The sequence below is a fragment of the Candidatus Zixiibacteriota bacterium genome, from assembly GCA_026397505.1.
Lineage (GTDB): Bacteria > Zixibacteria > MSB-5A5 > GN15 > PGXB01 > JAPLUR01.
This window is the reverse complement of record JAPLUR010000122.1, coordinates 1-17,411: the sequence shown is the minus strand read 5'-3', so window position 1 is coordinate 17,411 and position 17,411 is coordinate 1. Positions and strand designations below refer to the sequence as shown.

Below are 17,411 nucleotides of genomic sequence, written 5' to 3'. Positions count from 1 at the left end.
AAATATGAATCTGGTTCTGCGTTTCAGCCTCTGATGAGACGGAATATTTTCCTCAGTGGATTGACCTTGATATCTTGTCTCAAATATACAGTATCGGACCTGTCCCGGTACCACTTTCGGTAGCCATTTTCGCTCATCCAGTTTTCAATCTGGGGAAGATATGGATTCCGGTACTTCTTCCACCCGGTTTCCAGAGATATGACCAGCGGTCGGCTCTTGAGGTGCATAAGGACATACCATTCACACCCTTCGGTGTCAATACTCAGGAGATCGATTGTACCGTCATCAAAGTCACTGAAAATGCGGGCCTCGGCATAAAATATATCTTCCGGCGCCGGTTGGTATTGGTCGTTGGCCAGCGCCGGAGAAGTTTTCAGGTCCGCGACAAAGGTCGATGCGCCGTCACGATACAGCCGAATTGGCCCGTTTTCAGCATAAATGGCATATGGAAATATCCGAACATTCGAATTATTTTTGAAATAGTCTTCTATTTTCTCTATACAGTCGGGATCCGGCTCGAATAAATCGGCCCGGACACCATCTTTAATAAATCCGAGAATATTGGATGATTCCGGCAGATAGACGCCAACCTCAGCCACGTGGTTAAAATTAAATCCCCAAATTCTGGTTTTGCGATACAGCCTTTCATTCATGAGAATTTTCTCTCTTGATGCATTATAGAGTTTTCCGCCGGGGATTTTCCTTTCAGAATCAGACAAAGGCGAATCAAGAAGAAGGGCCTGAAATGATTCATTAGTTTCTCCGCAAAATCGCCATTTGGCACTTTAGACTTTATCATCGGCTTTCATGGATAATGAATCATGATGGATATCAATTGGCAAGAAGATTTCATTAATATGGCCTGTTTTTAGAATGAAAAACCCCTTAAAGCTCCGAAGAATATGGAGCTGAAAGGGGTTCAATGACATTCTCAGCGTCGCATGATATCCGAACTCCTGAAGGGTCTCGATCTGCAACCGGCGACATCGAACGACGTTTATGGCTTCTTCGCTGCTACTGCCGCTTCCTCCTCCTTGGATGTTTTCGGCACCAAACCGGCGGAGCGGAGATTGATGAACTTCTTCAGAACATCAAACCAGAACGGCGCCCCCAGCGAAACTGCGACAGCAGTCATCAACCAGCCCAGCAGATGCTCCAGAACCCAATTGAGAGTGAACTTAATCGCAGCCCATGTGCCGCTGCCCTTGTCTCTTTCCGCCTTAGCGACGGATTCTTTAAAATGAGCTCGATATCCTCCAATCGGAAGTTTCACCGCGGCCAGAGCGGTAGTGAGCTGTTGGATTCGCTTTCCTGCGCGAAGTGAATCACTCATTGGAACTGCCGTTCTCCCGGGTAGTGTAATTGGGAATTTTTTTACCTCAATGCTGTCACCAGTTTCATTTGATGCCGCAGGTTCGTATTCCTGCCAGTGCGACTCAACATAGCTGGTAACGCCGGCCCGTAGCGAAGGGTCGCGCCAGAGGGAGTCGGCAATGACCATCGTGTCGATATTGAGTCCCACCGCCAATACTATTCCAATCGCAAACGATATTAATCTGGCTTTGCGGCTGTACCAACCATTCAGCCGGCCCATGGTCTCATCAAACCAATCTTCAACTTCTTTGCGCAGATTGTCCGCCTTCGCCGCACGCGATATTACGAATGTCTTGAGGGCAATTTTCAAATCGGGATGAATATTCGCTTTGTCAATCATATCCGTCAGAACCTGCGGCGATTTTGCGGAAACATCTTCTCCGGGGAAAATAAGATCAAAGACAACCATGGCGAAAGTGCGGGCGGGAATGTATGAGGGCTTTCGCTTGATTGTTGACTTTGAACCGCCTTTTTCCCACTTCTCCTCGCAGAATGCTTTTATGACCGGGTGGTCATAAAACCGCTCCCCCAGAGAGTTGGGATTCGCTTTCCCGGAACCGGTGTCCGGAGGATCTTTCAGAAGACCTTTTATGGCTTTTTCCAGCGCTATGGCCCGGGTCTTGAAAACCTGCGCAAACCATTCATTTACCGAGCTGACAAGAAGGCTTAAGAGCAGGTAGATAAAAGCCAACCCGATCGTGACTTCAATGACCGCCGATATTGACATATTTCTCCCCCTGGGTTAGATATTGTTTGTTGATGATTGTCATATACCAACAACCAGTTTCAGATTTATCATGTAATGTCAAACATGCCTATCGGGAAAATCCCGACAATTTATCGCTGATAATCACTCGCTGAGTCTCGATGTTGAATAACAACGCCGCGCACTAAATAAAGGAGACCCGGGATATAAAAAACAAGTGGAAAAATTGAATTTTTTTGCTACCCCTCCCCTTTTTGGAAAACCGGGATAACTTATCCCAACCGGGCCATGGCCGCCACCGGATTAAATCAATTTCTTAAGAAACCCTCCGGCTTCAGTCAGTTTTTGCTCCGCCTCTACTTTTGAAGCCCCAAGCCGGTGCATCACCAAAGCCGTTTTGACCGAGCCTCCCGCCGATTTCAGCAGCCGGTCGGCATTGTCATAGTTGATATTGAGAAACTCCATCAATATTTTTCTTGACCGGGCGGCCAGCTTTTCGGAGCGGGCCTGAAGGTCAACCATTAGGTTCCCATAGGTCTTCCCCAGAAGAATCATGGCAGTCGTGCTTATCATATTGAGGGTCATCTTTTGGGCCGTACCAGATTTCATCCGGGTCGAGCCGGTGATTACCTCCGGGCCGACCGGAAGAATTATCAGAATATCCGGTTTCATCACTAATATGTCAGCTTTGTTGCAGGCTATTAAGGCAGTCCGGCATCCGATAGATGCCCCATATTCTAAACCGGCAATAGTGTAAGGTGTCCGCACCGAAGCAGCCAGACCGATGAGGAAATCATTTCTGCTTAGATTCACTTTTTTCAAATCCTCCACCGCCCAGTCGGTTCGGTCCTCAGCCCCCTCTTTGGAGAGAATCAGGGTTTCATATCCGCCGGATATCAGGCCGATTATTTGTTTCGGGTCGGTGCCGAAAGTAGGAGGGCATTCGGAAGCATCAAGAACACCCAGTCTTCCCGATGTCCCGGCGCCGATATAGATAATCCGTCCCCCGTTTTTCAATGTTCGGGCGGCTATCTCCGCCGCCCGGGCGATCTCGGGCAGGACTTTTTCGACGGCAAGAGCAACTTTCTTATCTTCGTTGTTTATTCGGGTGACAATATCCAGCGGCGAGAGGGTGTCGATATCGGTCGTATCGGAATTGACCTGCTCGGTATCGAGATGGGAAAGAATATCCACCAAATTCTTGCGCACAGAATCATCCATAAAAGGGAATTAAGGAAAATATCGGCATTGAAGCAAAGAGAATTCGGAAAAATCTATGGCAAGGTGGTTATGTACATTGAATCCCGCCGAGTTACCGTAATCGCTCCCCAGCTTCCGGTGAAATTGTACCGGGCAATATTGGGGTCGATTCCGGTTGGGAAGGAAGTAGGCAGATTATGGCTGGCAATCGGCGCGCCATAATAGGCATAGACATAAATATAATACCATCCGGTGTCGAGATTTCCTGAGAGACGAAAAGCATCTGGGGGGATAGTAACCGAGGTGGTCCCGGTGGTCACAAATTGCTTAAAGCCGGTGGCATGATAAATTAGATCGCGTCGAATTACACCGAAAGCATAACCGTTGCTTCCGGCCGAGGTCAACCAGGATATTTTCACCTGCCGGCTGCCGCCCGGATTCAGCCGAGTATCGGGTACAATCGAATAAATGGAAAAATCGGCTGGTTGGTAAAAAGAAACGGAATCATCGCGGATACCCGGGTCGGTCAATCTTAGATGGTAACTCCCCTGAGGGATTGAATCGGCCGCCGGATATGATTTAAGATAAAAACTGTCGACATATTTCAGCGTGTCATTTTTGATACGAATGAGCGCCGTGGTCAGGATAGTATCATTGCGCTTGACTTTGGCTTCAACCACAACCGAATCATTGTCCAGATTTTTGACCGACGCTCCCTGCAGAAAATGGCCATTTTTTTCAGAGGGGGTAATTCTCTGATCGCAACCCCAGACAGCCAGAAGATAAAAGGCCAGCAGACCCAAAATAATCAGGTTTTTCATATCAATCACTATATCGGAATTTTTTCCAATCAATTCAAGAGAAATTTTGCCCCAGGGGATTCTCGGCCGGAGTCTTCTGACCCTGACCCCTATCCATTCCAAGGCGCAACACATTGTCAGACAAGATAATAGGAGACGACAAGAGACCCGGAGAAGTCTGTGATATTGATAACCCTCTTTTGTCCTTGCATAATTACCCTGATTTCGATTATTTGTAAATAAGGCAAAAGATATTTTACAGATTATTGCCTGGAATCTGTATAAATTGATATGGATATTTTGCCGGAGTTTTCGCTGCCATTCTATGGATATATCCAGTAATCGTTTACCACCAGCGAAAAAGGGAACAAGACGAGGGCCAGAGATGTTATATGATATTGAATTGTTTGAATTACCCGATCCGACCCATGAGTAGAGAATTCTCATGAGCGAATTGAATTCGGGAAATAATAAAAAGGGTAAGTTTGAAGCCCAGGCGCTGATACACCTGGACGCTCTTCATCGGACTGCTCTCCGGATGACCCGGAATGAGAATGAGGCCGAGGATTTGGTTCAGGAGACGTTTCTTAAAGCGTACCGCTTCTGGGATAAGTTCGAAGAAGGTTCCAATTGTCGGGCGTGGTTGTTCAAGATAATGACCAATATCTTTATCAACAACTACCGCGCCAAATCGAGGACGCCACAGGTTGTTGACTTACAGGATGTTGATGATGATTTCTTATTCGGACAGTTATCGGCTCTGGGACCTGCGGAGAATCCGGAACAGCATTTCTTTGCCAAGGTTTTTGACGACGATGTTAAGAGAGCCGTTGAGGAGTTGCCCGAGGATTTCCGGCTGGTTGTGGTGCTCTCCTTTCTGGAGGGATTCAGCTACCAGGAGATTGCCGAGATCGCCGGTCTTCAGATCGGAACGGTTAAATCGCGACTTCATCGGGGGCGCAAGCTTCTTCAAAAAGCTCTCTGGGATTACGCAGTTAAGAATGGTTTTATCAAGGAAGCAGCCAAATGACATGCCAGGAAGCCCTGAGACTACTCTATGAAGTAATTGATAAAGAAGCCGATCAAATCGATACCGAAAAAGTCCGAGCGCATCTCGAAAACTGCCGCGACTGTATGAAGCGCTATGAATTCGAGACGATGTTCAAAACGTTTGTCACCGATAAAGCGACCTCCCCGACCATAACCGAACAGCTGAAATATAGAATTCTCGCCCGTCTTGAGGAAGGTGAACCAGAGTCAGGGGGTTTTTTTACAAATTTTTTTAAGAATAAAAATCTAATTTTTGCCGCGGCGGCTATTCTGGTACTCTTTCTGGTTTCGGCCCTTTCTCTTTCCCAATTGTACCGCCATCGTACTTACGTTTATCCTTTCGAAAAACATCATCTGGAAGGAAATCCGTTATCTATTATGGAGAATAATAGGGGCATTCCGCTCCCGCAGATAAGGGACTATCTGGCCTCGAACCTGCATCTTGCCCTGAGCGACAGCGTAGCGGGGTATCAGATGCTGCATGGCGGTTATGATGATATCATCGGACACAAATATGTTCACCTGCGATACCAGAATGGGTCTGCCAGGGTCTCGCTTTTCTTCGGCCGTGCCGCCGATACCGTCTTACCCAATTTCCAGAAAACCGTCTATTCCGGAATGGAGTATTTCCGGCATGTCTGCGCTGACTGCCAGATGATCTATTGGAAGCATGGCGATTCTATTGCCATGGCTATTTCTGAAGATAAAACCATTGATTTACCCGCCTTCATAGCGACTGTACGGCCCATATAGCTCAAAAAACTATTGCTAATATTCCTCCTGCTCGATATTATGCGGCGATGCTAAAGCGGAATTCGGTTCCTCTCACAACAATTTTCTTTATAACTTGCCTTTTTCTATTATTTCTTGCTGCCTCGGCCAGTTCGGAAACCGCCATCCGCGACACTTTTGTCCGGCAGATATCCCGCTACATATGGCACTACGATTATTATAATGCGATCGATAACGCGCGGGCAATCGTGGTCAATGAACCGCAGAATCCGGTCGGATATTTTCTATTAGGGACAGTTTACCAGACGATTTCCGAGGAATACCGCACGGATCGTTTCAAAGATAGCGTTACTTATCTTCTCGATAAAGCGATTGCCTTGACGGAGGAAAGAATAGACAGCGATCCGGAAAATCCCGACTGGCATTTTATCACGGGGGCGGGGCACGGTTATCGGGCATTGCATCGCGCCTTTCACGGAGACTGGTGGGGGGCTTTCAAGGATGGTTTTCAGTGCAGTTCACACCTCGAACGCACGCTGGAGCTGGATAGCACTTTTTACGATGTTTATCTGGGGCTGGGGGCTTATCATTATTGGAAAACGATTAAATCCAAGGACTTTCTCTGGCTCCCGTTTGTCAGCGACCGCCGCGAACAGGGAATAGAAGAGATTATCAAGGCGGCCGAGCATGGCTATCTGTCGACATACAATGCCCGCGAATCGCTTCTCCGGGTGTATCTGAACGAAGGGCGATACGCCGAGATGCTGCGTCTGGCCGATTCCCTGGCCGAGTTAAATCCCGGTGACCCCTATTGCCTGCTCTATCATGCCCAGGGGCTGATGGCGGTCGGCCGTCTCGATGAAGCCGAGGGGAAATTGCGGATGTTGCGCGCCGCCTGGAAAAAATCCCCTTTTTATGATCCTTTCGGATTCTATGAAGTCGAATATCTTGCCGCCGAAATTTTCTTTCAGAAAGGGGATAAAGAAGCGGCCCGCAAAATAATCGATAAAATCATCTCGGATAGCTCGATGAAGAAGGCGAATGCCTATTTCGCCGAGACTCTGGATAAGGCGGAATCTCTTGCCAAGAAGCTGCGATGAGATATCTTCTTTTTCTGACCGGCATTCTTCTGGCCGGGTCTGCGATGACGCAGCCATTACTCTCTTTGGAAAAGATTGAAGCTATACTGGCCGGTGAAGAGGCTTTACTGGCAACCGATTGGCCGGCGGCATATGCCATTTACGACAAATTGCATCGCGAGGATACAACCGACCCGGCCGGATATCTTTTTCGGGCCGGAGTACTTCAGGCGGAAATGACCGACCGCGAGGAAAATCTTTATGGGGTCAGGTTTAATGCTCTTCTGGATAGTACCCAATATCTTGCCAAACAAAAACTGCGTGGCTGCTCCAGGCGCGATTCGGCGCTCTGCTATTTGTACCTGGGATACCAGTATGCCTACCGTTCATTGTGGGAATCACGTTTCGGATCCAGCCTGGCGGCGCTTGGCAGCGGAATGAAGGCCAAAGCTGCTTATGAGGATGGTCTGAAAGCCGATTCCACCCTATATGACCTATATCTCGGGTTGGGCTCATATCACTACTGGAAATCTGTCAAAGCGGGGTTTCTTCGTACTATTGGCCTTTTCGGTGACGACCGGGCGCAGGGAATTGAGGAGATCAAATGGGCCATTGATTCCTCACTCTTTTCGGGTAAATCAGCCCGGGCGGCGCTGATCTGGATATGGATCAATGAAAAAGACTATGATTCGGCGATATCATTGGCGACCGAGATGTCCCAGCAATATCCGAGCGGGAATACATTTCTCTGGCCTCTGGGGAAAGCATATTTCAAGAGCGGACAATATTCGCCCGCAACGGAGACATATAATAGGATTCTGGAGAGATTAAAGACGGAACCGGGAAATTACTACAATGTCATTGAAGCCGCTTACTGGCTCGATTTATCATTCGATAAGCTGGGCGCAAAGAAAAAGAAAGACAGTATTGCCGCATACGTAGACTGGATTTATGAAAATATTCCCAAAGAGATAAGAAGAAAACAGCGAAGCCGGCTGGGATATCTTCAAAAATAGAAATTGAGGCGTTGCCACAGTCGCAGTGGAACCCGGGCTGGCCGCGGCCAATGATACTATTGCTTTGATCTCTAATTAAGATTATCTTCGCTGAGAGTCTATGAAAAACGAAAAAGAAGAAATTACAATCAAGCTGACGGCAGAAGTCACCTGCGCGGGTTGAGCCTCTAAGTTGGGGCCAAAGTTTTTGGCTGAACTGCTGAAGAAACTCCCGGCCGAGACCAATCCCAATCTTCTGGTTGGGTTTGAGACTTCGGATGATGCCGGCATATATAAGATAAACGAACGTCAGGCACTGGTGCAGACGGTCGATTTTTTCCCGCCGATCGTCGATGATCCGTATGCTTTCGGGCAAATTGCGGCCGCCAACGCCCTTTCTGATATCTACGCCATGGGCGGCAAACCGCTCACGGCGCTCAATATTGTCGGTTTCCCCGAGGCCACCATGCCGCCGGATATCCTGATTAAGATACTTCTGGGGGGAGCCGCAAAGATTCGCGAGGCCGGAGCGGTAATTGTCGGCGGGCATTCAATCAAGGACAAAGAACTTAAATACGGCCTGGCGGTCACCGGGATCATTGATATTGACAGGATTGTAAAAAATGCCGGAGCCAAAATCGGCGACAAACTTTTCTTGACCAAACCTCTCGGCACCGGGATAATCACTACGGCGATTAAGCGCAATATGGCCGCGCCGGAAGATATAGAGGCGGTGACTGCCATGATGACCCGGCTGAATAATATCGCCTCGGAGTTGATGCTGCAGTTCTGCGCTCATGCCGCCACCGATATCACCGGCTACGGCCTTCTGGGGCACGCCTATGAGATGGCCGCTGCTTCCAATATCGGTATTGTATTTCATTATGACACTCTTCCTCTTCTGCCGAATATTCTTAAATATGCCGAATCAGGCGCGATTCCCGGGGGAAGCAATGCCAACCGCGAATATCTGGTAGATAAAGTGACCATACCCTCCCGCCTGTCTGTCCCTATGACCGATATACTTTTCGATCCGCAGACATCAGGGGGACTTTTAATTTCTTTGCCAAAAGAAAATGCGGTCGGCTTTGTTCGTGAGGCGGCGCAGCGGCAATTACCGGTGTATGAAATCGGTGAAGTGACAGCAAAGGGCGCGAAAGCAATTGCAGTCGACTGAAGTACTAATTCATTATTCAACCGAAATTTGTATTGATATCTATGATTGAACGAGGGATAGGCATAATGCCCATCCCTCAAAACATTAGATTGAATCCTATTACAGACACACCGGGGCCGGACCCCCTTTGTAAAGATAATTTATCAAATAAGTGACATCCTGAAGATTGAGGTTGCCGGAATGATTCACATCGGCTGCCTGCCAAACCGGCATGGGCGCGGATCCCCCCAGGTATAGAAATTTGAGAATATATGACACATCCTGTATGTTGACTAAACCATTGTTATTGGCATCACCGCAAATGAAATCGCAGGCATCACCGATACCATCGGCATCAGAATCATGCTGGTCGGGATTGGCAATCATGGGGCAGTTATCGGTCAGATCGGGGATTCCATCATTATCGTCATCCGGGTCGCAGAGATCACCGAGACCGTCGTGGTCATTATCGGCCTGATCGGGATTAGCCACACTCGGGCAGTTGTCGCAGGCATTAATGATACCATCGTTGTCGGTGTCGGGCGTTCCGGCCGGGGCTGTAATGGTTATGTAATTCACCTTGGTTTGCTGATTGCTGCCGCACATGTCGGTCACTTTCAGGGTAATCGTATATGATCCCGGGCATGAATAGCTATGGTATACCGAATCCAAGCTTGTTGTAACCTGATTACCGTCGCCAAAATCCCACCAGTATTCCATTGGTGGTGTATATATGATCTCGTTGCGGAAGACTATGTTATGGTTCAAGAGTGCGGTGGTGTGATCGGTCATAATCAATGCCGGCAGGATTTGGCAGTTTACATGAACCATGTTTGGTCTGATTAATGTATCGGCCGTGCATTGATTCGAGGCTATTAAGGTCACGGTATAAACACCCGGGCCGTATGTATGCGTTGGATCAGGGGCTGTTGATGTGCCACCATCGCCGAAATCCCAAAACCAGGCCGAAGGTGAATTCAAGCAAAATTCGCGGAATGGAATCGTCAGCGTGCGATCACCGGTGGCATGGATAGGCGTAAAGTCGGCATATGGACGTGCGCAGCCCAATCTAAACCGATGCGAAATCACCTGGCCGTTGTTTTCTGCGAGGTCGGAGCCGCGGATACGCAGAAAGCAGCTATCGGAATTGATATTGGGCGTATGCCAGAGATATTTACCGACATTGGGCATTAATGGCACACTCTCCGGGGGCGACGCAGCCGCACCCATACCATTGTTATAGGGAAGCGGACCGGCAATTTGGGACCAGGTGCGCTTGTTATTTGTGGAAAGCTCCACATAAAGAGAGCAGGAGTTAAGCACCCCCGGTGGCGCCATTCAGATTATAGTTAAGGTGTCATTCTTATTGATTTCGGTCATGCCGGCCGAGGGGTATATCAGATTGAAATCAAACGGCCCGCCTGTGAAAATCGCCCGATACCAATGAGCGGTGTCACCAGGCGCTTGATCTACGAAAAATTCATAGGGATTGTCCGTAGTTTGAAATAGTAAAACGCCTGAGAAATAAAGACGGTGTTCCCAATGATGAAATTGATAATAATAGCCGTCTTTAATGAATGGAGCCGCTTCCAGACCATGATATTCGCCCGGCATCCAACAATCCCGGTACGGCGCCTTATAATCCCAGCCGTCAACTCTCAAAGCAAAAGAATCAGCATATTCAGGGTTCTGATAGATATAATCAACATAGGCAATGCCCTGGGCCGCCCAATAACTGTATATGGCGCTTACCAAAGCCCAGGCCTCATTTTCGCGGTGGCCGTCCTCATTATTGAAAAATTTCTGCGCCTCAGCGGGTTGCGAAATGAAAGATGCCTCGGAAATCGTTGAAGCCATATATGACATCCTTAGGACGGCCTCATTTTGGGCTATAGGTTCGTTCCATGCATATCGAAATGCGCGGCGAATCAGATATAACACTTTCTGCGCAAAGTGCGGTGTAGTCTTGCGCGTCCAACCCACATAAGGCCCGTATGGTATTGTATCCATGTTGCAATAATATCCCCAGGAATACTGCACCGTTGGATTTGTACTGCCATTGTGATGGATCGAAAGAAACGCATCCGCTTCATAGGTATTGGCAATTGCCGGCCTGTCCTCCAGTTGAATAAAAGTATCAGTAAGACGGGTAAACCGATAATTACCCGTGAGTGATCCCATTTCAAGGCTGTCTTTAAGCAAAATGGCAATCTGTAAATTGACATCCTTTTCATTGTAACCGGTAATTGCAGAAGGTGCACCCCCATCTTCGCCGCCATGTCCGGGGTCTACGCAAACCTTAAATGCAGATGCAGTATATATGAGTGAAAAATAGACACAAATAAATATAATGATATGACCTGATAGAGAATTCCTGTATAATCTACGGATATTCATTGCAACCCCCTATAGATAATATATATTTTCTTGTTTGATTGGAAGGCGATTTTGCGTCCATCGGGCGCATAGACTGGAGTCGCACAATCAGTCAAGTGAATAATGCTATCAAGTATTTGTATTCTGCCAGTTTCAAGGATAAAGGTACCAATGCTGCGGACTATATACGATTCACCATCATCGCATCCACGTTGAAATAATATTTCATTACCTTTGGGATTGAAGGAACAGAATATGAAGCCACAACCAACTGTTTTTTGAGGCTTATTGGTAATGCATGTATCCATTACTATATATTGAGAATCGGCAATACGCTCAATGGTGCCGCCAACCATTATATATTTGTGATCAGGGCTGATTATCGGTGGCAACGGTATATAGTCGTAAGGCTTTCTTGATAGCCTTGTCGAATCCTGCATATCGGCGCGAACCAGGTAAAGCCCTTTATCACCCCACCGCAATATGTGGTTGTCAGATGCCGACGAGGCCTTATCGGCGGGCGCAAATTTGCTCTGCGGTATGATAGCGCTTTTCCCCGCCACCTTTTCGTTGATATAATATACATTCCCCTCCACTGTGCGCTCCGGCCCACTAACCTCAACCTCCTGTACGGCCGACATATTGGAATCTGCTGGAGTATTATCCACTAATATCCGCTCCTGGCCGGTGTTAATATCAATAATACTCAAACGAACAATGGTTCTGTTTCCAGCCAAAAAGCGCTGATGCATGAAAATTTCATCGTTGGACAGCCATTCATATTTATGCGGATAGGTGTTTGCCTTCCAGGCCTGCCGGGAATGGCCCAAAGTGTCCGAAATCGTCAAGTAGCCATTGTAGAAATAGGAAATCTTCGTCCCGTCCGGCGACCATTTGATCGGCCACAAGAACGGCACCCAGTCGGCTGGGCCAATCTCGATCACCTTCTCAATCGTGTAATCCCCGGCACTCGCCGAGCAGCCTATCAAACCCCAGCAGATACCCAAAAGCAGACCAATCACCATCAAATTTGCTATTCTCATCATTTCCTCCTTGTGTGTTGTTAGCCCAAAATATGCCATATTTTACTGCAAATCAAAAGAAACTGCTCATAGGCCATCCTTTCCCCCAAATTATTATGCAACACCGGATATTAACCGGCGCGTCTTGGCCAAGGCTCCAGATTTAGTTTCCCTACTACTAAGATGCCCCAAGGATTAAAAATGTCAAGAATTATTTTACCAGATCAAACAGGTCGACAATGCGCATCGGTTCGATATGGTAGAACCCCTGCCCATAGCGGCATCCCGCCTGCGAACCGAACGAGCGCGCCATCGATTCCAGCGACCAGATATAATCGCGCGATTTCTCCGGATTGAGAAACTGAGACTTATGGCATTTGAGCGCCTCAATCCATTGCTCGAAATACTCGGTGATATCGACCACGAAACTGGGAGTCAGCCCGGGCGGGAGAAAATAATGGAAGACCCGTTTGACCGAGTGAGGTTCTCCGGGAATCGGCATCTTCTTCAGCGTGGCGTAGCTGGCAGCATTGATTACAATCTGCCCGGCAGCAACATGATCGGGATGCGACTGTCTTTTCCCATGCCCTATCTGAGGGTAGGGCGCCAGGATTATCGAGGGACGGCACTTTCTTATCAGGCCGGCCAGCTCAATCCGTTTTTCATAGCTGTCAAAAAGACGGGCATCGCCCCAATCATAAGTGTGAATCAGATCGGAACCCATAACTCTGGCGGCATTGACCGCCTCTTCCGCCCTGATTTCGGGCGTTCCGCCGGTCCCCATCTCACCGGCGGTCAGATAGACAATGCCGGTCTTGTAGCCGCTCTTATTGAGCGCAATAAGTACGCCGCCGGTGCCGACCTCAACATCATCAGGGTGGGCGCCGATTGATATTAAATCGTAGCTTCTCTCGTCTATCATACAATTAAAAAGCCGGGCGGGCTGACACCCGTTCCCGGCTTTTGAGTTTCATTTTACACCCATCACGGGATAATGAAATGATCCGAGTGGAATTTCAGGATTTTCTCCAGCATATCATAGGTGTAATTGTTGCCGCTCGCCGGGACTCCGGAATACCCATCAAACATAAGATACTGATGAGCTTTATTCAGACCGGTCAGATGGTCATGGAAGGCCAGGGTCTGATCGAAGTATCCGAAATCGCTCTGGGGCGAGGCCGCCAGGAAGATCGCTGTGGCATCGAGCGCATCGGGATAGGCGGCCAGAATATTCTCAATATTGTTGCTCAGCCACATATTCCAGATCGGATAAACGGCACCGGTGGAATCATAAACGCTGCCGGTGGAATCGAAGGGAAGATGAAACTTGACGGTCGAACTGCTGCCGAAAGGTGCAAAATAGGTGGCCGAATCGGTAATGACGAAGCTGTCACCGGTAGTGCCGGTATCGTGCGGCGAATAGTTGCAGGCCGCAGCAATGAACAGGTTGTTCAGCGGCTTGGAAGAGGAAGTATCCAGGGAGCGATAATTGGCGCTTCCCTGAACTTGCATGACCTGCTGGAATAACGGGACAAAACCGCCGGTGCCGCCGGCGCCGTTAAAATCGAGCGGAGCCGAAACGGCTGATACCGAAGAGAAATTTTCGCTGTAACGAATGGCGATTCTCATGGCGCCATAACCACCCGTGCCGACCCCGGAGATGGCCCGTGTGGCGCGGGAATCGATGGTATTGAAAACGCCGTCAACATAATCCAGCAGAGTGCCAAGGCTGTCATTGGTGGGAAGGCCGTATTTGGCGCCAATCAACTCGGCGTATTTGCCGCCGGCGTAAGTGTCACCATAGAACGCCCCGCCGTAACCGCTGGAGCCATTGACACAGACGATCCACATCGGCTTGATTTCGTGGCGGGCAATCATACCGTCAGCCACTTCTTTCAGGCCATTATCAAGATAGAAGAATTCGTCTTCTCCATAGGGCGAGAGAAGATACAGCACCGGAAAGGGTATTCCCGGAACCTGATTCTCATCCTCTATGTACGGGCGGTAGACCCGGAACCGAACCAGCGGGGCATCGCTGATATTCTTGAACATTGATTGTTTGAGATAGTGCGTGAAGACGTGCTGAGCCGTGAATATCGAGCCCTTATTAAAATTGTTGTCTACTGTGACGATTCCCCGGTCGCTGCAACTGTAAAGCACAGCCGCGATCAAAAGGACCGAAAACAGAAGCCATATTCTTTTTAACATATTTTGGTCCTCCTAAAACCGGTATGAGATACCGAGCACGGTTTCATAGTTATTGGCTCTGTAATCGCCCTGCAGGTTATCCATCAAACCATCGTCATTGACATCAGAATAACCGGTGATTTTGAGATCCTTCTGATGAGAATAGTTGGTGGCGAAATCGAGATTCCAGTAGCCGATTGCAAAACCAAGGCCAAAACCGACCGTGTATTTATCGCCAAGATTGAAAAACTGCGGGATGAAAGTCGTCTGGTTAACCGGCGAATTTTCAAAAGAGCCTCCGGCTCTCACATCTATGAAACTGTAAGCCTTATAATTGGCGCCAAGCATCACTTTTCCGGCATCGTCCCACTTAACCGGTACAACCATGTTGGTCTTGAATAAAGAATCGTTGGCGCGAAGGAACAGCGGATTTTTTAGGCCGGAGAAATTGCTGAAGGTGAAGTCAAAACCTTTGAACGAAGACCAGAAAACCATTTCGGCATCAAGCGCCACAGTCAGTTTCTGATTGACCTTGTAGGCAATCCCGCCGCCGATGGAAGCCGGGAGATCAAGGGTGGTCTTGAATTTGGAATTCAAATCCACAACTTCGCCGCCGGCAAAAAGGTATTCCTCGGTGGTGGGAAAGAAGTTATCGCGCAGGTAGGCATTGTCTCCCATATAGAACTTGAACTCGCTGGTTCCGTCAATATCAATTGATGATTTCCCGATAAAAACCAGGCCGAGATCCAATTTCTCGGTCGCTTTATAAAGAAGCCCGGCGCGATAGCCTATTCCCCAGCCATTACCGTCATTCTTATACCATTCGGGGACTCTTTCGTAAGGACGATCGCTGATCGGAGCCGGCATCGGATTTCTTCTCAGGACCAGATCACCATAAGACAAATCGCCGCGGAGAACCGCCAGACCGATTCCGACCGAAAGGCGATCATTCATGAAGTTCTTGGCCGCAGTCAACTGGAATGCGACCACATCAAGGTTGATGTAATACTGGGTGCCGGGAATACTGGCACGGCTGTATGCCGGAATGTTCTTATACAGCTGCCAGGTCTGGTTTTGATCAAAAGCCTGGTAACCGGATAATCCCATCACAATTTCACCCCAGAAAGGGAAACGAGCCAGGAAGGCACCCTGGGGGATATTCAAATACTCGTGTTTATTGGGAATATCCAGACCGTTCATGTAACCGCTTTCATACTGTCCGCCCCACAGGATATTGGGCTTGACCCAGTAACGGTTATGGAAAATAGTCAGATTGCCCGCCAGTTGATTATCCTTCATCCGGGCGTATCCGGCAGGATTATAGCAGGCTGCCGACCAATCATCAGCTACGGCACGAAATGCCCCGCCCATACCTCTTGCCTTCACTCCGTTGCCGTCAAAAGTAAAGCCGCTGCCAAAAGCTGATGGCAACAGAAATACCAGAAGCAAGGTCAAAAAGGCAAAATACCTTAAAATTCCCATTCTCATCTCCATCAATATTGAATCAAATACTTTCGAATTATCTATTTTATGGCCCCACGAGCCTCTTTATCTCCCGCAGGGGTAATTATTTCAACCTCTTATCGTTAGACCGGCAATTTATTATTACCGGCCAAAAAAGTCAAATGAAGTTACCATAACCCCTTCCGTTTGTCAAGGCCTCTATATAGGCCTCTATATAAATTTTGGAATTGGACATTTATACCTTTAAAGAGTCCTCATCTTTATTCTAAGACGCAGTTGCCCCCCATTCTAATCAATGAATTCCGCAATCAGGCCTTTCAATTTACCGGGGAAACATGCCGTCCTTTCATGTGCCTTATGAAGCTGGCCAGATTGGTGAGGACGAAAAGAGCCGATGCCGCCAGTATGACAGAGGCGCCGGTGGCCATATTCCAGATTAGCGAACCGGCGAGACCCAGAACTCCTGAAATCAATGAAAAAAGTATTGACCACCAGAAAAGAGCCCCCGAGGAACGGGCCATATTCCTGGCCGAAGCCGCCGGGAGTATCAAAAGAGCGGTCACCAGCAGAAGTCCCACGGCGCGGATACTAAAGGTGACCACAATGGCCAATATGGCCGAAAAAGCATATTCATATAAGGTAGTATTGAACCCCTTTGAAGAAGCCAGATCCTCATGCAGGCCAATCATCAGCAACTTATTGTAAGTCAACCAGATAAATATGAAGGCAACGACAAAAAGGGCAATCATGGCGGTCAGTTCAGCCTCGTTTATAGTTAGAATATCGCCAAAAAGATAAGATTGCAGGTCGCGGCTCAGTCCCCGCCGAACGCTGATTATGGCTATTCCAATGGCAATGACCGTGGAAAAAAAGACTCCGATAACGGTATCGGTTGACAGCTCGCTATGTTTCTTGACCCGAATTATTCCCAGGCCAACTACGACGCCAAAAGCCACCAGTGTGATCCAGGGATTGACTCCAAATAGGAGACCCAGGGCGATGCCGGTGAAAGCGGAGTGACTGATGGTATCCGAAAAGAAGGCCATGCGGAAATTGACCACCATTATCCCCATAGCCCCGCAGAGCGGTGTCAGCAACAAAAGGCCAATCAGAGCCCGCAGTACAAAGGTTGAATGCGCCCATTCATAGGGGAAAAGCCCGCCGATCAATCCATAGAGACTATCGTAAAAAGCCATGCCTGTTACTCTCTGCTTTTCCCGGGTGAATCAATTTTCCCGCCGCGGTGGCTGCTGACAATTTCGGTATGGTG

At 48.4% G+C, this 17,411-nt stretch carries 16 protein-coding genes; 5 read left to right on the top strand and 11 right to left on the bottom strand.

Annotated features, from left to right (window positions below):
• Positions 1 to 23: 23 nt before the first annotated feature.
• From NT002_12680 to NT002_12665, 4 genes are all read right to left on the bottom strand, one after another.
• Positions 24 to 719, bottom strand: coding sequence for an FkbM family methyltransferase (locus NT002_12680; GenBank protein ID MCX6830114.1), 696 nt, complete (start codon positions 717 to 719; stop codon positions 24 to 26).
• A 278-nt stretch (positions 720 to 997) separates the two neighbouring features.
• The gene (locus NT002_12675; protein MCX6830113.1) at positions 998 to 2,101 is read right to left on the bottom strand and encodes a hypothetical protein; all 1,104 of its coding nucleotides are present in this window, start codon (positions 2,099 to 2,101) and stop codon (positions 998 to 1,000) included.
• 282 nt (positions 2,102 to 2,383) lie between these two features.
• A complete protein-coding gene (murQ, locus tag NT002_12670; protein MCX6830112.1) occupies positions 2,384 to 3,289 on the bottom strand; it encodes an N-acetylmuramic acid 6-phosphate etherase in 906 nt (301 codons plus the stop codon).
• A gap of 65 nt (positions 3,290 to 3,354) precedes the next feature.
• Positions 3,355 to 4,101, bottom strand: coding sequence for a hypothetical protein (locus tag NT002_12665; GenBank protein MCX6830111.1), 747 nt, complete (start codon positions 4,099 to 4,101; stop codon positions 3,355 to 3,357).
• A 424-nt stretch (positions 4,102 to 4,525) separates the two neighbouring features.
• Here NT002_12665 and NT002_12660 point away from each other — a divergent pair, with 424 nt between their 5' ends.
• The 5 genes from NT002_12660 to selD all read left to right on the top strand — a co-directional run bounded on the left by NT002_12660 (position 4,526) and on the right by selD (position 9,113).
• Positions 4,526 to 5,110 (top strand): sigma-70 family RNA polymerase sigma factor, encoded by a 585-nt coding sequence (locus NT002_12660; GenBank protein ID MCX6830110.1) that lies wholly within the window; start codon positions 4,526 to 4,528, stop codon positions 5,108 to 5,110.
• Positions 5,107 to 5,883: a zf-HC2 domain-containing protein gene (locus NT002_12655; GenBank protein MCX6830109.1), complete on the top strand. Its 777-nt coding sequence runs from the start codon at positions 5,107 to 5,109 to the stop codon at positions 5,881 to 5,883. Before NT002_12660 ends, NT002_12655 begins: the two co-directional genes overlap by 4 nt.
• Positions 5,884 to 5,930: 47 nt before the next feature.
• Entirely contained in the window at positions 5,931 to 6,962 is a 1,032-nt protein-coding gene (locus tag NT002_12650) for a bacterial transcriptional activator domain-containing protein (GenBank protein MCX6830108.1), read from the top strand.
• On the top strand, positions 6,959 to 7,957 hold the full coding sequence (locus NT002_12645; protein MCX6830107.1) for a tetratricopeptide repeat protein: 999 nt from the start codon (positions 6,959 to 6,961) through the stop codon (positions 7,955 to 7,957). Before NT002_12650 ends, NT002_12645 begins: the two co-directional genes overlap by 4 nt.
• 172 nt (positions 7,958 to 8,129) lie before the next feature.
• Positions 8,130 to 9,113: a selenide, water dikinase SelD gene (selD, locus tag NT002_12640; GenBank protein MCX6830106.1), complete on the top strand. Its 984-nt coding sequence runs from the start codon at positions 8,130 to 8,132 to the stop codon at positions 9,111 to 9,113.
• A 99-nt stretch (positions 9,114 to 9,212) separates the two neighbouring features.
• On the opposite strand, the gene NT002_12635 is transcribed toward selD, so the two are convergent.
• The 7 genes from NT002_12635 to NT002_12605 all read right to left on the bottom strand — a co-directional run bounded on the left by NT002_12635 (position 9,213) and on the right by NT002_12605 (position 17,337).
• Positions 9,213 to 10,415, bottom strand: coding sequence for a PKD domain-containing protein (locus NT002_12635; GenBank protein MCX6830105.1), 1,203 nt, complete (start codon positions 10,413 to 10,415; stop codon positions 9,213 to 9,215).
• Positions 10,416 to 10,430: 15 nt separating this feature from the next.
• Positions 10,431 to 11,489 (bottom strand): N-acetylmuramoyl-L-alanine amidase, encoded by a 1,059-nt coding sequence (locus NT002_12630; protein ID MCX6830104.1) that lies wholly within the window; start codon positions 11,487 to 11,489, stop codon positions 10,431 to 10,433.
• Positions 11,486 to 12,514, bottom strand: a complete 1,029-nt coding sequence (locus NT002_12625; GenBank protein ID MCX6830103.1) for a hypothetical protein — start codon at positions 12,512 to 12,514, stop codon at positions 11,486 to 11,488. Before NT002_12625 ends, NT002_12630 begins: the two co-directional genes overlap by 4 nt.
• Before the next feature lie 187 nt (positions 12,515 to 12,701).
• Positions 12,702 to 13,412 (bottom strand): bacillithiol biosynthesis deacetylase BshB1, encoded by a 711-nt coding sequence (bshB1, locus tag NT002_12620; protein MCX6830102.1) that lies wholly within the window; start codon positions 13,410 to 13,412, stop codon positions 12,702 to 12,704.
• A gap of 62 nt (positions 13,413 to 13,474) precedes the next feature.
• Positions 13,475 to 14,698 carry an alpha/beta hydrolase-fold protein gene (locus NT002_12615; protein MCX6830101.1) on the bottom strand — a complete coding sequence of 408 codons (1,224 nt, stop codon included), beginning with the start codon at positions 14,696 to 14,698 and terminating at the stop codon, positions 13,475 to 13,477.
• Positions 14,699 to 14,710: 12 nt separating this feature from the next.
• Positions 14,711 to 16,159 (bottom strand): outer membrane protein transport protein, encoded by a 1,449-nt coding sequence (locus tag NT002_12610; protein ID MCX6830100.1) that lies wholly within the window; start codon positions 16,157 to 16,159, stop codon positions 14,711 to 14,713.
• Positions 16,160 to 16,458: 299 nt separating this feature from the next.
• Positions 16,459 to 17,337 (bottom strand): metal ABC transporter permease, encoded by an 879-nt coding sequence (locus NT002_12605; GenBank protein MCX6830099.1) that lies wholly within the window; start codon positions 17,335 to 17,337, stop codon positions 16,459 to 16,461.
• Between the last annotated feature and the right edge of the window lie 74 nt (positions 17,338 to 17,411).

Excerpts from the sequence above, each read along its gene's own strand:
- NT002_12610 (MCX6830100.1), bottom strand. The coding sequence starts at position 16,159 with ATGGGAATTTTAAGGTATTTTGCCTTTTTGACCTTGCTTCTGGTATTT.
- NT002_12655 (MCX6830109.1), top strand. The coding sequence starts at position 5,107 with ATGACATGCCAGGAAGCCCTGAGACTACTCTATGAAGTAATTGATAAA.
- NT002_12625 (MCX6830103.1), bottom strand. The coding sequence starts at position 12,514 with ATGATGAGAATAGCAAATTTGATGGTGATTGGTCTGCTTTTGGGTATC.
- NT002_12675 (MCX6830113.1), bottom strand. The coding sequence starts at position 2,101 with ATGTCAATATCGGCGGTCATTGAAGTCACGATCGGGTTGGCTTTTATC.
- NT002_12650 (MCX6830108.1), top strand. The coding sequence starts at position 5,931 with ATGCTAAAGCGGAATTCGGTTCCTCTCACAACAATTTTCTTTATAACT.
- NT002_12665 (MCX6830111.1), bottom strand. The coding sequence starts at position 4,101 with ATGAAAAACCTGATTATTTTGGGTCTGCTGGCCTTTTATCTTCTGGCT.
- NT002_12630 (MCX6830104.1), bottom strand. The coding sequence starts at position 11,489 with ATGAATATCCGTAGATTATACAGGAATTCTCTATCAGGTCATATCATT.
- bshB1 (MCX6830102.1), bottom strand. The coding sequence starts at position 13,412 with ATGATAGACGAGAGAAGCTACGATTTAATATCAATCGGCGCCCACCCT.
- NT002_12645 (MCX6830107.1), top strand. The coding sequence starts at position 6,959 with ATGAGATATCTTCTTTTTCTGACCGGCATTCTTCTGGCCGGGTCTGCG.
- NT002_12615 (MCX6830101.1), bottom strand. The coding sequence starts at position 14,698 with ATGTTAAAAAGAATATGGCTTCTGTTTTCGGTCCTTTTGATCGCGGCT.
- NT002_12660 (MCX6830110.1), top strand. The coding sequence starts at position 4,526 with ATGAGCGAATTGAATTCGGGAAATAATAAAAAGGGTAAGTTTGAAGCC.
- NT002_12605 (MCX6830099.1), bottom strand. The coding sequence starts at position 17,337 with ATGGCTTTTTACGATAGTCTCTATGGATTGATCGGCGGGCTTTTCCCC.